Raw genomic sequence first — 13,383 nt, 5'->3', positions numbered from 1 at the left:
ATGGTACTTGTACTCGATACCAGACAGTATACTATATTTTTCCGGAATTGCCTCTCCCGGAATCGAGCGCGTCCTCCTCCGGCGCCGCGATCGGCACGGACAGCTCGACGCGGGTCCCGGTTCCCGGGGTCGACGACACGCGCAGCGATCCGCCGACCGCCTTCGCGCGCTCCTCCATCCCGAACAACCCGACGCCGCGGCGGATTGCGGACGCGTCGAAGCCGACGCCGCGATCTTCGACGACGACCGAAGCGAAGCCGTCCTTCGCGACGATCTCCAGATCGGCCTCCGTCACGTCCGCGTACTTCGCGACGTTCGTCAGCGCCTCTTGCACGACGCGGTACACGGCCGTCTCGACGTCGTCGGGCAGCCGGTCCTTCAGCCCGATGCGGGTGCGAACTTCGATGCCGTAATGCTCGCCGTAGATTTGGACATGGCTTCGAATCGCGGGCGCGAGGCCCAGATCGTCCAACACGGAAGGACGGAGCGCCCACGACATGCCCCGTACGTCTTGAATCAAGTGCTCGATCTGCCTGCGCACGTCGCCGAACTCCTCGCGCCCCGTCTCGTCGGCCAGCTTGTCGATGCGGATCAAGAGGGAGAAGAGCGACTGCCCGAGCCCGTCATGCAGCTCTCGGGACAATCTCCTTCGCTCCTCCTCCTGCACTTGCATCATCTTGTTCATCATAAGCTGAAGCTCTTCCTCGGCTTCCTTGAGCTGCGTAATCTCGCTGCGAACCGCAAGATATTGATACGGGACGCCGTCTTCTCCTAGGAACGGGACGATCGTCGTATTCACCCAATAGAAAGTCCCGTCCTTGGCGCGGTTTTTCACCTCGCCCTTCCAGATGCCGCCGCGCGAAATCGTCGCCCACAGCTCTCGGAAGAACGCCTTGGAGTGGTGACCGGAATTGATGATCCGGTGATCCTGCCCGAGAAGCTCCTCTCTGGAATACTTCGAGACGCGGCAAAACGTATCGTTCACATATGTAATGTCGCCCCGACGATTCGTGACGGCCACGATCGACGACTCGTCGAGCGCCGTCTTTAAATCGAGCAGCTGATACAACGTGTCTCTTAGTCGCTCCTTCGCCTCGCCCTCCAAGCCGCCGTCGTCGATCCGCCGCAACAGCGTATTGACGTGTTCCCCGATCACCTCGGGATACACCGGATGTTCGAATTGTTTTCGCCGATGGGGCAAGGAAACCTTCCTCCCTATTAATCGAAGTGAAGCAGCCCCTTCTTCGCCGCGTATTTCACGAGCTCCGGCCGGGTGCGTACGTTCAGCTTCTCCATTAGATTCCCTTTGTGCGTCTCGACCGTCTTGACGCTGATCATCAAGTGCTCGGATATTTCCTTGTTGGAATACCCTTTGGCGATCAGCGCCAAAACCTCCTTCTCCCGGTCGGACAACGACTCGTACGTATCGATGTTTTCGCCGCGCTTTAGACGGTCGAGGTACTCGGACATGAGCCGTTTGGTGGCGTTCGGGTTTAAATACGCATTCCCTCCGTAGACGGTCTCGATCGCGGATACGAGCTCGTCGTGGGGCGCGCTCTTCAAGAGGTATCCGGACGCTCCCGCATGAATCGCGCGGAATAAATATTCCTCGTCGTCGTGCATCGTTAAAATTAGAACCTGTACGTTCGGCTGCGCCTTCTTCAGTTCCGACGTCGTACTTAAACCGTCCTTGCCCAGGGGCATGCTCAGGTCCATCAGCACGACGTCCGGCGACAGCTCCGCCGCTTTGCGAATCGCTTCGTTCCCTTCCGCCGCTTCTCCGACGACGTTCAAATGCGGCTTCGACCCGAGCAGCGCGGACAAGCCGGAACGAACGAGCGCATGATCGTCCACGATTAAGATGCGTATCATAGGCGCCAACGCCCTCCTCTCCCGCATGATCTTCCTCTTCCGCCGCTCAGACGAGCCACGACTTGCATAAAGTCATCTTATACGTCAATTCCTTCGTTTCGTCGACCGCGGTGAAGGATTCGTTCGTGACGGAGGCCGCGCCCCTGCGGGGGACGGCCACGAACGTCGCGGCGTCGAAATACACTTTCACGTACGCTCCGTCTTCCACGATCTTCGCCACCCGCTTCGGCACGGGCTTCCCGACCGCCTCGCCCGCCGGGCCCTGGATCGAGACGAGCACCGACTTTCCGACGAACGGCTCGATCAACTCCGGGCTCCATCCGTTATCCACAGGCTCTGCACCCGCCTTTCCCCCGCTTCGTTCGGAAAATTTCGACCCGGTACCCGTACAGCGCGGCGGCCAATTCCTCGTCCGCCGCCCGCTCGACGTATTCGACCAGCTCGCGTTCGTCCTCCCATTCCCCGACGCCGCGAACTTCGGCCGTCACGATCCGCGCGCCCTCCGCGACCTTCTCCTCGACGTGCAGGAACGCGTCGCCGAACAACGCGCGAACGTCGCTTCGAACCTTCGATCCCATCGCCGACGCGTCCCGTTCCCCGCCCACGAAGCAAAGCTCCAATACGAATGCGTTGAAGGCCGTCATCAGCGCACCTTCCTTTCGACGCGATACAACCAGACGGCGATCGGGAACAAAATCACGTTCAACGCGGCGTAGACGATCGTCGCGACATAATGTTCATAATAATATTGATGAATCGCCTTCTGCGTGAAGACGATGTTCAGGAACAAGACCAGACACATAAGCAGAACGCCGCGCCAGCTACGCTTCATATCGTTTCACTCCGATCGCGTATACGCCGTCCGCCTCGACGGACAGCGCGATTTCCGGCAGCGGCCGGCGCGGCGGGCCGGCGGTCGGCGCGCCGTTCGCGGGGTCGAAGAAGCCGTGATGGCACGGGCACACGAGCTCCGTACGGCCTCCGTCCCAGACGACGGGGCAGCGCAAGTGCGTACAAGCGTTCTGGTACGCCTTGTATTCGTTCTCTCCGAGCCGGATGAGCAGCGCCGTATCATGCTCCGAAGGGTAAGCGAATTCGACCGCTTCTCCGACGCGTAGCCCGGCCGATCCCGGGATCGCGGCCTTCGCGTACGACTTCTCGCCGCCGTTCGCGAGCTCGCGCATCGCGAGCGCCCCCCAAGGCAGCGTCGAGACCGCGAACACGCCGGCGGCTCCGACGATCGTCTTCATGAACGTCCGCCGATCCAATCTCCGTTCCTCGTTCTTGCGGATATTGTGCGTGTAGTTATCCTCTTCGAACGGAATCTTGTTATTTCGGTCCGGTTGTTTTTCGCTCATTCCGTTTCGCCCTCCTTATTCAGAATAATTTCGCCGTGCCCTGCAGAATGCCCGGCAGGTTGATGCGCACGTTCGTTTCGTTCTCAAGATAGGGTGCGCTCGCGACCCAATTCTCATTATCGAGCGTATGTTTCTTCTTCTTCGCGGCGAGCTCCTCCTTCGAGATCCACTGCAGCGTATTCGTCGGACAGACGCTCGCGCACATCGGCGGAATGTCGTCTTTCGTTCGGTCGATGCACAAGTCGCACTTATACATTAGCTTCTGCTCTTCGTCGAACTTCGGGATGCCGTACGGGCAAGCGATCGTGCAATTTTGGCAGCCGAGACATTTCTCGACCATCGCCGACAGGACGGCGCCCGTCTCGTGCACTTGAATCGCTTGCACCGGACAGCTGCGCGCGCAGGCGGGGTTGACGCAGTGCAGACACATGATCGGCATCGTTTGTCGGTTCACGAGCGGATTCACGTCGTATACGTAGTTCCGGTTCCGCTCCTCGTGTCCGCCGCATTGCGTGCAAGCCGCGAGACAGGATCGGCAGCCGATGCAATTGTCGAGCTCGATATATAAGACGCTCTTGGCGGTGTTTTCCATGGGGCTTCCCTCTCCTCTCGTGTTCGTTATTACCCGATCTTGACCATCTGCGCCGCGCACGCTTTGAATTCCGGCATGCGCGACATCGGATCGAGCGCGTCGTTCGTCAGCAGATTGATCGATTGCTCCTTACCGAAGTGGTACGGAACGAACACCGTATCCTGGCGGATCGCCTCGGTAATCTTCACCGCGAATACCGCCTCGCCCCGCCGCGTGTACAGCCGCACCCGGTCCTCGTGGGCGATCCCGTATTGAGCTGCAAGCGCCGGATGCACCTCGACGAACGGCTCCGGACACATGTCCCGAAGGAACGGCACGCGGCGCGTCTGATTGCCGGACAAGTAGTGGTACACGACGCGGCCCGTCGTCAGGCGCAGCGGGTATTCCGCGTCCGGCTCCTCGGCCGCGGGCCGGTAAGGCAGCGCGCAGATGTTCGCCTTGCCGTCGGCGTGGAAAAACTTCCGATCGAGGAACATCCGCGGCGTTCCCTCGTCCTCCTCGCTCTTACACGGCCAGAAGACGCCTTGCTGCCGCTCGATCTTCTCCCAAGTTGCTCCGTAATAGTCGGCGTAACCGCCTTTCGACGCGAGGCGCAGCTCGTCGTAGATCGCTTTCGGGTCCGTTAAGTGGCTGAAATAGCGGCCTCGGCCCATCCGCTCGGCGATCGCGATCTGAATCGCCCAATCCGGCTTGCTTTCCCCTACCGGCTCCTGAGCTTTATTGATTTTAATGATGCGGCCTTCCAGATTCGTAACCGTCCCCTCGTCTTCGGACCAAGACGTCGCCGGGAGGACGACATCGGCGTATTCCGCCGATTCCGACAAGAAGAAATCGCTGCAGACCATAAAGTCCAGCTCGCGCAGCGCCGCGCGGACGAAGTTCTGATTCGGAGCCGACACGGCCGGGTTCGAGCAGACGAGATACAACCCGCGGATCGTCTTGTCCGTCATCAGCCCGAACATTTCGTACGCCGAGACGCCCGGCTTCGGCATCTCCTCGGGCGCGATGCCCCATACGTCGCAAATCGCTTGAACGTGCTTCGGCTCCGTCAGCTTTCGATAGCCGGGAAGCTGGTCGGCCTTCTGACCGTGCTCGCGGCCGCCTTGACCGTTGCCTTGGCCGGTGAACGTCGCGACGCCGGACTTCGGCCGGCCGATCTTGCCCGTAACGAGCGCCAGGTTCGTATACGCCGAGACGTTGTCCGCGCCTTTGTGCTGCTGCTCGATGCCGCGGGCGAACATGACGATCGCGTTCGGCGCCTTCCCGTAGAGCTCGGCGGCGCGCACGATTTTGTCCGGCGCTACGCCCGTAATTTCGCTCGTGTATTCCGGCGTGAACGCGGAGACGATCGCTTTCGTCTCTTCGAATCCGTTCGTGTGCGCGGCGACGAACGACTCGTCCGCGAAGCCCCGCTCGATCAGCTGATGCAGGATGCCGTTCGCGAGCGCAAGGTCCGTCCCCGGGCGCAAATCCAGATGAACGTCGGCGCGGCGCGCGATCGGCGTCTCCCTGGGGTCCGCGACGATCAAGTAGCCGCCGCGCTCCTGCACGGCCCAGATGCGGAACATCGACGTCGGATGACATTCGGCCGCGTTGCTGCCGGCGACGAACAAACAATCCGTCTCCGGGATGTCCGTCCAGGGCACCGTCGATCCGCGATCGACGCCGAAGGAGCGCATGAACCCGGCCGCCGCGCTCGACATGCAGAACCGTCCGTTATAATCGATGTACCGCGTCTGCAAGCCGACGCGAGCGAATTTGCCGGTCAGATAACACTTCTCGTTCGTCATCGACACCCCGCTGAACACCGACAAGCTGTCTTTGCCGTAATTCGCTTGCAGCTCCTTGAATCGGCTGACGATTCGATCGAGCGCCTCCTCCCAAGTCGCTTCTCGGAAGCCGTCCGGCGTTCCCTTCTTCGACGCGTCGTCGCGAATGAGCGGCGTCGTCAACCGTTCCGGATGGTTCACCGTCTGGTAAGCGGTGACGCCCTTCGGGCACATCTTCCCGAGCGTAACCGGCCAATCGTACCGCGGCTCGACGCCGACGATTCGGTTCGACTTCGTGTTCACGCGAAGGTTCATGCCGCATTGCATGCCGCAGTAACAGCAGTGCGTCGCCACCAACGTCTCGTTCGGATGCACGACGTTCGGAATATCCTTCACGGGAAAGACGTTATCCTTTAGCATTTTGGTTAGCCTCCTTTACGGGAATTCGATGCGTGGGCGCCCCGCTGAATTGGGCGATCCGGTATTTCCTTCGGCAGGCCGGGCATAGCTCGGCAAGGTGGAAGCCTTCGGGCGACTCGAACGCGATGGCGTTCTGCTTCAAGACGTCGATCACGTCGTTCGACTGCTCGACGGAGATGAAGTCCGTGCCGCATGTCTTGCACGCTTTCATCGCTTGCTCGGCGTAGTGCGCTTTATATTGCTTCACCAGAACGCCGAGCGGCCGCATCGGGATATGCGCCAACTTGCCGAACGGCAGATAGATCAACGTGACGATGACCGACCATTGATGGACGAGCGACATCTCGGCATGCCCCCAGCCGTGCAGCGCGAAGTTGCTGAGCGTAAGCAGAAGCCCCGTCACGCTGACGAGAAGCAGCATATAGAGCGGCAGGAAGTCGAACAGGAACGTCTGCTCCGCGCGAGCCTGCATGTTCTTCAAGCGGCGGTAGAGCGCCATCGACGCGCCGGCGATGACCATCGCCGCCGAAATGTTCAGCGCGTTATAAAACAAGTAGGCGAGCAGCCCTTCGGCCGCGATGCGCATGAGGTCGATCCCCATAAAGACGACCGTGTACGTCCCGTTGTCCTCCATCGTAAAGTACATCCAGCCGAACACGAGCGGGAACGTCACCAGGCAGGAAATGACGCAGCCCCAGCCCATCAGCATATGCTGAACCCAACGGTACGGGCCTCGGTTCCAAATAAAGCGGAACATGCCGAGATTGTCGACCGACTCGACCGCCGTCTCGATTCCGCCGCGGCGCCGAAGCAGCAGCTTCATTCCTTTGGAAATGAACGCCTTCGCCGGCGGCCGTTCGCTCCAGGACAGAAACCGGTAGAACAACCCTCCCAGAAAAACGAACGTGCCGACCATATACCCGTATAAGTTCAAATCGATGTGCGTGAACGCCCGCGTCCCTACGTACGTCATGGCAAGAATGACGAGCACCGCGAAAAACATCCGCATCGCGTATTTTCCGGCGAACGCCCGATCGAAACTGCCGAACCGCTTCGAATGCGCCGTTGTCGATTTCAACACAAGAAGCCCTCCTCGAAAAGATCTGCACTCATCGTACCTCGAAGCCGTCTAAAAACATATCAGGGTTTCTCCCGATTTCGACTCGGAAAAAACCCTGAGCTTCTCTCCGTGATTTCCTTCACGGCGCTATTCGTCTTCGATCGCCCGACGCCGCGCCGTCGATCGCCGCGCCGTCGATCGCCGCGCCGATCCGCGCGGCGGCGTCGCGCAGCGCCGCCAATTCCGGTTCCTCGATCCGCCGGTTCGATTCGCGGAACCCGAGCAGCGCGACGCCGCGGACGGCGCCGCCGGCCGTCACGGGGTGCCCCGCGGCCGACTGCAGCTGCTCCGCCAGCATAATCGCGTACTGCCGTGGATCCTCTCCGGAACGCAGCTCCAATGTATTCACCAGATAAGGACGCTCCGTTCGCAGTACCGTTCCGGCGATGCCTTGACCGGGCTGCAGAACGATCCGCGTATACCGATCGTTCGTTTCGCCGGAGGCGAATCGCCAGCGAACCGCGTACCCGTTCGAATCCTTCCAAGCGAGAGCGGCGAAATCGCAGCCCGCGGCTTCACGCAACGCGGCGAGCTCCGCGCGGATCGAAGAGGCGTGACGCGTTAACATTTCACTTCCGCGTTTTTACGCGCGTACCAATACCAAGTGACGATGAGGCTCGCGACGTAGTAGAGGATAAATGCGTATAACGCCAAATCGGGAGCGCCCGTCGCTTCGATGGACATCCCGAACGTCTTCGGAATGAAGTAGCCGCCGTAGCAGCCGATCGCCGACGTGAAGCCGAGCACCGCCGCGCCTTCCTTCGGATTTTTGCCGAAGATGACGGGGATCATGCGGAACGTCGAGCCGTTCGCGATGCCCGTCGTGACGAACAGAACCATAAACATCGTCAAGAAGCCTGCGAAGCTGCCGGCGTTCATGAAATAAATGACGCCGAACGTAGCCGCGATCATCGCGATCACATCGTAGAACGTTACTTTCGCGCCTCCGAGCTTATCGGACAACCAGCCGCCGACCGGACGAATGAGCGCGCCGACCAAGGGCCCGAGGAACGCGTATTGAAGCGGGTTGATCTCCGGAAATTGGGTTTTCATGAGCAGCGGGAACGCCGCCGAATACCCGATGAACGAACCGAACGACATCGTGTACAAGAAGCTCATGATCCAGGTATGCTTGCGCTTGAAGACGACGAACTGCTCCCTCATCGAAGACTTGGCCGTCGCTAGATTGTTCATCCCGAAAAATGCCGCGATCATCGTCAACACGATCGGTACGACGAAGACGAATGCCGCGTTCTGCATCCATACGACGCTCTCGACGCCGTTCTTGACCATCGTCTGCGAATCGCCCCCGAGACCGCCGAAGAGCGACATCGTGATGACGACCGGAGCGAGAAATTGGACGACGCTGACGCCCAAGTTGCCGAGGCCCGCGTTCATGCCGAGCGCCCCGCCCTTCACCCGCTTCGGATAGAAGAAGCTGATGTTCGCGCTCGAGGACGCGAAGTTCCCCCCGCCGAAGCCGCAAAGCGCCGCCAATACGACCATCGTCGTGAACGACGTCGTCGTATCCTGCACCGCGAGGCCGATCCCGATCGCGGGGATCAACAACGTGCCGGTGGACAAAATCGTAAAGTTACGTCCGCCGACGATCGGCACCAAGAAGCTGTAAAAAATGCGCAGCGTCGCGCCGACCAAGCTCGGAAGCGCCGCCAGCGTAAACAACTGATCCGTCGTAAAGGCGAACCCGATCGTATTCAGATTGACCGCGACGACCGACCAAAGCTGCCATACCGCAAAAGACAACAACAACGCCGGAATCGATATCCAAAGATTTCTGTTCGCCACCTTCTTGCCTTGTTCCGCCCAGAAGGCCGCGTTTTCCGGCTCCCAACGTTGAATCGATGTTTGCATAAGAGTCATCCTCCAGAAATTCAATTGTCCTACGTCCTTCATTGTAGAACGTCGGACGAAAATTGAACTTCGGGGAAATCCCTGATTCTTCGGCCGAAAACTCCTGATTTCTACAGAGTGCGTTCCCCGTATCGGATCGGAAGTTTCGGAAAACAAAAACCGCGCATCCCTGAATAGGAAGCGCGGCGCGGTTACTTCAGTTTTTTCAATTCGTCCGTCAGCTGCTTGGATCTCTTGGCGTTCCCTTCGGCGAAATTTCGCAGCCTGTCTTTCAATTCGTCGTCGTCGTGAATTCGCTCCGCGGCGATCGTATAGTCGCGCAGCAGGTCCGTCTCCCGTTCGATCGAATGGGAGAGCAGCGTCTTCAACGACTCGGCGGACATCCCGCAGTCCGCCCCGCGGTCGCAATCTTGCTCCATCCGAATCACCTCCTCACCCTACGATTCCCCGAGGAGGCGAACGTTACGCGGCGATTCGCTCTAAAATTTCATGCTCAAATTGCTTAACGTGCCGAACATGTAACTGCGGTGAATCGTCTCCGGCGCCCGCGACGGATCGCCGCTGCCGAACGCGATGAAATACGGAACGAAGTGTTCCGCGCGAGGTACCGCCATGCGGGCCATCGGGGCTTGCTCTTCGTAGTCGAACAAGTCCTCCAACCGGCGGGCGTTCGTCGTCTCGAGCAGCCAATCGTCGAACGCGACGGCCCACGGCTCCGGCGTCTCCTGCCCCCACTTCACCGCCCGCAAATTATGCACCGTCACGCCGCTGCCGATGACGAGAACGCCTTGCTCGCCGAGCCCGCGGAGCGCGGCGCCGATCGCGAACTGCCGCTCCGGCGGCGCATACGGATTGACGGACGCCTGCACGACAGGCACGTCCGCCTCCGGGTACATGCGGCGCAGCAGCGTCCACGAGCCGTGATCGAGCCCTCGCTCGTAATCCCGCTCTACCGGCAAGCCGGCGGCGGCGAGCCGGTCCGCCACGAGCCCGGCGACGACGCTCGAGCCGCGCGCCGGGTATTTCACCCGATACAATTCATCGGGGAAGCCGCCGAAGTCGTAGATCGTCTCGTAGACGTCGTCGGAGGAAGAGATCGTCGTGCGCTCCGTCTCCCAATGCGCCGTAAAGATGACGATCGCCTTCGGCTTGCCGAGCTTCGCGGCATACGCCTCTAAGAAGCTCGCATACGGCGACTGCTCGATCGCCAGCATCGGCGACCCGTGCGCCAAAAACAAAGATGGCATCTCCATCCCGATCCACCGTCCTCATTCACATTGGTTACTATTTGTAACCAACTGTACTACCGAAACTGCGAATCGTCAACCAACGATTGCGCCCGCCGGTACTCGTCCGGCGTATTCATATTGAACAACGCCGCCCCCTGCGGATCGTAAGCCGCCGTCTCGGCCTCCGGCATCGTCGCGACGCGAAGCGCCGCCACCCAATCCATGACCTTGCGACCGCCCCCGGCGCGATATGCCCGAAGGCGCTCGTACGACGACGCGCCGTAGACGGCGAACAGCGGATGCGGCCGTCCGCCGCGTTCGGGTACGGCCGCGTCCGCACCGGTCGCGAGACACAGCCGGAACAGCGCTTCGGCCAGCTCGGCCCTTGCGAACGGCAAGTCCGCGGCGGCGACGAGGCACCGCTCGCCTACGCCCGCCGCGAACGCCGCGTCGATACCGGCGAGCGGCCCGGCGTCCGGCTCCGCGTCCGCGAGCCACCGCACCGGCGTACGCGGCCGAGCGACCGCCGCCGCCGATTGCGCCCGCGACCGCAGACCTTCGTCCGCTCCCCAAGGCAGGACGATCGCGATGTCGTCCGCGACCCCGTCGAGCGCTGCCACGAGCCGCCCCAGCGCCGGCGTTCCCCCGACGGGGAGCAGCCATTTATCCGTTCCCATGCGCCGGCTCCCGCCGCCGGCGAGGATGACGACGCTTCGTCCCGTCATCCGCATCGCCTCCGTTCCTTCTTAGATGCCCCAAGCATAGCATTTCCATCCGGTTTATGGTACAAGTGGGGGGAATGCATTCATGCATATCGCCAAGCAAGATTACGGACTCTAATTCGGAAGAGGTGTTGCTTACATGAAACGGATTTCCGCGGCGCTCGCGGCGGCGCTGCTCGTCTTGCTGCCGCTGCCCGCGTTCGCTCATGTCAAGTGGTTCGACGGCGCGGAGACGCCCGTCAAGGAGACGCTCGAGAACGTGCTGTCTCCGCTGTTTATGACCGTGGCGCTCCTGGCCGCGGTCATTCTAGGCTTGCTCCCGCAAGTGGACGCGAAGCTGACCGGCGTCGGCGGCGTCAAGCGGCTTGAAGGCTGGTTCGACCGCAAGCGCGAATGGACGTACCCGATTCTCCGGTTCGGGACGGCCGCGGCGCTGGTCATCCAGCTAGCGACCGGAGCCGTCTTCGCGCCGGACATACACGTCACGCAGCTTCAGCTTTATATGGGCGCCGTCGTCGTCGTCCTGCTGCTGTTGCCGTTCGCTGCGTCGGCGATGCTCGCCGCCGTCGGCATCTTGGCGCTGTTCGCGCTCAGCGTCGCCGAATACGGCGTCTTCCACATGCTCGACTATGGCTTCTACGTCGCCGTCGCCGTCGCGCTGGCCGTCCGCCATACGAAGTATCGGGAATTCGGGATGCCCTTCCTATACCTCGGCACGGGGCTGTCGCTCTGCTGGGTCGCGGTCGAGAAATGGGTATTTCCCGGCATGAGCATCGGCATCGTGCGCGAATACGAAGTCCCCACCTTCGGCTTCCCGGCGGACGTGTTCGTCAATTTGTCGGCGTTCATCGAGTTCGTCGTCGGGTATTTGCTCGTCGTCGGTCTGCTCAACCGATTCCTCGCCATGGTGCTGACCGGCATCTTCATCCTGACGACGACCGTCTTCGGCTGGGTCGAAATCATCGGCCACCTGATGCCGCATATCATCTTGATCCTGTTCATCATCGAAGGCGTCAGCTTCTACCATCCGCCGATCAAGATGCATAAGTCTGTGCTCGATCAGATCGTGTTCGTCAGCTTGAACTTCCTGTTTACGCTCGGCACAATGATCTTATTGTATTATCGATTCGCCTAATCGTCCGATTCGTTCGCTTCCTCGGCGATCGGGAACCTCATGACGAATGCGGTTCCCTCGCCGATGCGGCTCCGAACGTCCATCGTGCCGCCATGGTCCGCCACGATCTTCTGCGAGATCGACAGTCCCAGACCGGTTCCGTGTTCCTTGGTCGTGTAGAACGGATCGAACAGCTTCTCGAGCGCGGGAGCCGGAATCCCCTTCCCGGTATCCTGCACCGTCATGACGGCGCTCGTCCCTTCCCGGCGAACCGCGATCGTCACGGCCCCGCTCTCCTCCATCGCGTCGAACGCGTTCTGCACTAAATTAATGAGCATCTGCACGATCTTGTCGCGGTCCATCCGAACGACGATCGCTTCCTCCTCGAAGTCGCACCGGAGCGCGTGGCCCTGACGCAGCCCTTCCGGCTCGAGCAGCTGGAACGCCCGGCGGGCGCAGCTCTGAAGAGGATGCGGCTTCATGTTCGCGAGACTCGGCTTGGAAAATTGAAGAAATTCCGATGTCAATTCGTTCATCCTCGTAATTTCGTCCATGATGAGCTCGTACCACCTGCCGAGGTTCCCGTCGCGATGCGCGACCTGCACGAATCCCTTGACCGTCGTCAGCGGGTTGCGGATTTCGTGCGCCATGCCGGCCGCCAGCTCTCCGACGACCCGCAGCTTCTCCGCCCGCGCCGACGCTTCCGCCTCTAGCTTGCTCTGCCTCCATCTCCGCTTCACGTATTCCGCCTCCGCCAAATACCGGATGACGATGACTAAGCCGAACGAAGCGAAGAAATCCGCGCCCGTCACGAGAATGTTGTACGCCGTCGGTTCCATGTAAGTAAGCCGTACGAAGGAATAGACGGCCGTGTACAACAGCGCCGACGCGCCGATCCGGACGATCCCGCGCGCGGTGACGACCTCCTTCGCGAGCAAGGTCAAATACAGCATATTGCACCAATTCAACTGGCTGTACCAATGCAGCGCGGCGAGGAGCGCGAGAGACAGCCAGCGAACGGACCGGATGTTTCGATCCGGATATACGCTCCCGATGAACGACGCGCCGACGGCGAGCAGCATGAAGGTCGACGTCGTCTTATGGAGCGCGATCGACGAACCGATGATAAACACGGCGTACAACGGAAGAAAGACACGATAATACCAAGTAAACAGTTCGCCCACCGGCCTTCCCGCAACTTCGTGATGGTACTATACATTTGCCATTTTCCTCCATTGTCCTTCTTGACGTCCACAACATTCGCGCGCGTAGAAAATGCCAAAAAGACAGCCGAACGCATTCGGCTGTCTTGCTG

At 60.6% G+C, this 13,383-nt stretch carries 16 protein-coding genes; 1 reads left to right on the top strand and 15 read right to left on the bottom strand.

Translation table 11 applies throughout. The annotated features are described in order from the left end of the window. Positions 1 to 31: 31 nt before the first annotated feature. The 14 genes from FE782_RS20760 to mobA all read right to left on the bottom strand — a co-directional run bounded on the left by FE782_RS20760 (position 32) and on the right by mobA (position 10,957). Positions 32 to 1,201 carry a PAS domain-containing sensor histidine kinase gene (locus FE782_RS20760; protein ID WP_238392587.1) on the bottom strand — a complete coding sequence of 390 codons (1,170 nt, stop codon included), beginning with the start codon at positions 1,199 to 1,201 and terminating at the stop codon, positions 32 to 34. 17 nt (positions 1,202 to 1,218) lie between these two features. Next, positions 1,219 to 1,872: a response regulator gene (locus FE782_RS20755; protein ID WP_138196190.1), complete on the bottom strand. Its 654-nt coding sequence runs from the start codon at positions 1,870 to 1,872 to the stop codon at positions 1,219 to 1,221. A 46-nt stretch (positions 1,873 to 1,918) separates the two neighbouring features. Further along, entirely contained in the window at positions 1,919 to 2,203 is a 285-nt protein-coding gene (locus tag FE782_RS20750; protein ID WP_138196188.1) for a hypothetical protein, read from the bottom strand. Then, the gene (locus FE782_RS20745; protein WP_138196186.1) at positions 2,196 to 2,516 is read right to left on the bottom strand and encodes a hypothetical protein; all 321 of its coding nucleotides are present in this window, start codon (positions 2,514 to 2,516) and stop codon (positions 2,196 to 2,198) included. The genes FE782_RS20750 and FE782_RS20745 overlap by 8 nt, the downstream gene beginning before the upstream one ends. Beyond that, entirely contained in the window at positions 2,516 to 2,704 is a 189-nt protein-coding gene (locus tag FE782_RS20740; RefSeq protein ID WP_138196184.1) for a hypothetical protein, read from the bottom strand. The genes FE782_RS20745 and FE782_RS20740 overlap by 1 nt, the downstream gene beginning before the upstream one ends. Further along, positions 2,694 to 3,230 (bottom strand): Rieske 2Fe-2S domain-containing protein, encoded by a 537-nt coding sequence (locus FE782_RS20735; RefSeq protein ID WP_138196182.1) that lies wholly within the window; start codon positions 3,228 to 3,230, stop codon positions 2,694 to 2,696. The genes FE782_RS20740 and FE782_RS20735 overlap by 11 nt, the downstream gene beginning before the upstream one ends. Positions 3,231 to 3,249: 19 nt before the next feature. Further along, the gene (locus tag FE782_RS20730) at positions 3,250 to 3,822 is read right to left on the bottom strand and encodes a 4Fe-4S dicluster domain-containing protein (RefSeq protein ID WP_138196180.1); all 573 of its coding nucleotides are present in this window, start codon (positions 3,820 to 3,822) and stop codon (positions 3,250 to 3,252) included. A 29-nt stretch (positions 3,823 to 3,851) separates the two neighbouring features. Further along, positions 3,852 to 6,011 (bottom strand): molybdopterin oxidoreductase family protein, encoded by a 2,160-nt coding sequence (locus tag FE782_RS20725; RefSeq protein ID WP_138196178.1) that lies wholly within the window; start codon positions 6,009 to 6,011, stop codon positions 3,852 to 3,854. Further along, positions 5,998 to 7,089: a hypothetical protein gene (locus FE782_RS20720; protein ID WP_138196257.1), complete on the bottom strand. Its 1,092-nt coding sequence runs from the start codon at positions 7,087 to 7,089 to the stop codon at positions 5,998 to 6,000. The genes FE782_RS20725 and FE782_RS20720 overlap by 14 nt, the downstream gene beginning before the upstream one ends. Positions 7,090 to 7,210: 121 nt before the next feature. Then, positions 7,211 to 7,699: a GAF domain-containing protein gene (locus FE782_RS20715; RefSeq protein WP_138196176.1), complete on the bottom strand. Its 489-nt coding sequence runs from the start codon at positions 7,697 to 7,699 to the stop codon at positions 7,211 to 7,213. Beyond that, positions 7,693 to 9,003, bottom strand: coding sequence for a NarK family nitrate/nitrite MFS transporter (locus FE782_RS20710; RefSeq protein WP_274388736.1), 1,311 nt, complete (start codon positions 9,001 to 9,003; stop codon positions 7,693 to 7,695). Before FE782_RS20710 ends, FE782_RS20715 begins: the two co-directional genes overlap by 7 nt. Before the next feature lie 191 nt (positions 9,004 to 9,194). After that, positions 9,195 to 9,422 carry a hypothetical protein gene (locus FE782_RS20705; RefSeq protein ID WP_238392586.1) on the bottom strand — a complete coding sequence of 76 codons (228 nt, stop codon included), beginning with the start codon at positions 9,420 to 9,422 and terminating at the stop codon, positions 9,195 to 9,197. Positions 9,423 to 9,482: 60 nt separating this feature from the next. Further along, the gene (locus tag FE782_RS20700; protein WP_138196172.1) at positions 9,483 to 10,256 is read right to left on the bottom strand and encodes a DODA-type extradiol aromatic ring-opening family dioxygenase; all 774 of its coding nucleotides are present in this window, start codon (positions 10,254 to 10,256) and stop codon (positions 9,483 to 9,485) included. Between the two features lie 50 nt (positions 10,257 to 10,306). After that, the gene (gene mobA, locus FE782_RS20695; protein WP_158299482.1) at positions 10,307 to 10,957 is read right to left on the bottom strand and encodes a molybdenum cofactor guanylyltransferase; all 651 of its coding nucleotides are present in this window, start codon (positions 10,955 to 10,957) and stop codon (positions 10,307 to 10,309) included. Positions 10,958 to 11,093: 136 nt separating this feature from the next. Between mobA and FE782_RS20690 the strand changes: the two genes are divergently transcribed. Continuing rightward, a complete protein-coding gene (locus FE782_RS20690) occupies positions 11,094 to 12,089 on the top strand; it encodes a DoxX family membrane protein (protein ID WP_138196169.1) in 996 nt (331 codons plus the stop codon). Here FE782_RS20690 and FE782_RS20685 read toward each other — a convergent pair. Further along, entirely contained in the window at positions 12,086 to 13,252 is a 1,167-nt protein-coding gene (locus tag FE782_RS20685) for a two-component system sensor histidine kinase NtrB (RefSeq protein WP_138196167.1), read from the bottom strand. The genes FE782_RS20690 and FE782_RS20685 overlap by 4 nt on opposite strands. Positions 13,253 to 13,383 lie beyond the last annotated feature (131 nt).

This window comes from Paenibacillus antri, from assembly GCF_005765165.1.
Taxonomy (GTDB): domain Bacteria; phylum Bacillota; class Bacilli; order Paenibacillales; family YIM-B00363; genus Paenibacillus_AE; species Paenibacillus_AE antri.
This window is presented reverse-complemented; position numbering and strand designations above follow the sequence as displayed.

What these genes read in the sequence shown, in the direction of transcription:
- FE782_RS20690 (WP_138196169.1), top strand. Translation starts at nt 11,094, where the DNA reads ATGAAACGGATTTCCGCGGCGCTCGCGGCGGCGCTGCTCGTCTTGCTG.
- FE782_RS20735 (WP_138196182.1), bottom strand. Translation starts at nt 3,230, where the DNA reads ATGAGCGAAAAACAACCGGACCGAAATAACAAGATTCCGTTCGAAGAG.
- FE782_RS20705 (WP_238392586.1), bottom strand. Translation starts at nt 9,422, where the DNA reads ATGGAGCAAGATTGCGACCGCGGGGCGGACTGCGGGATGTCCGCCGAG.
- FE782_RS20710 (WP_274388736.1), bottom strand. Translation starts at nt 9,003, where the DNA reads ATGCAAACATCGATTCAACGTTGGGAGCCGGAAAACGCGGCCTTCTGG.
- FE782_RS20725 (WP_138196178.1), bottom strand. Translation starts at nt 6,011, where the DNA reads ATGCTAAAGGATAACGTCTTTCCCGTGAAGGATATTCCGAACGTCGTG.
- FE782_RS20715 (WP_138196176.1), bottom strand. Translation starts at nt 7,699, where the DNA reads ATGTTAACGCGTCACGCCTCTTCGATCCGCGCGGAGCTCGCCGCGTTG.
- FE782_RS20700 (WP_138196172.1), bottom strand. Translation starts at nt 10,256, where the DNA reads ATGGAGATGCCATCTTTGTTTTTGGCGCACGGGTCGCCGATGCTGGCG.
- FE782_RS20740 (WP_138196184.1), bottom strand. Translation starts at nt 2,704, where the DNA reads ATGAAGCGTAGCTGGCGCGGCGTTCTGCTTATGTGTCTGGTCTTGTTC.
- mobA (WP_158299482.1), bottom strand. Translation starts at nt 10,957, where the DNA reads ATGACGGGACGAAGCGTCGTCATCCTCGCCGGCGGCGGGAGCCGGCGC.
- FE782_RS20745 (WP_138196186.1), bottom strand. Translation starts at nt 2,516, where the DNA reads ATGACGGCCTTCAACGCATTCGTATTGGAGCTTTGCTTCGTGGGCGGG.
- FE782_RS20730 (WP_138196180.1), bottom strand. Translation starts at nt 3,822, where the DNA reads ATGGAAAACACCGCCAAGAGCGTCTTATATATCGAGCTCGACAATTGC.
- FE782_RS20755 (WP_138196190.1), bottom strand. Translation starts at nt 1,872, where the DNA reads ATGATACGCATCTTAATCGTGGACGATCATGCGCTCGTTCGTTCCGGC.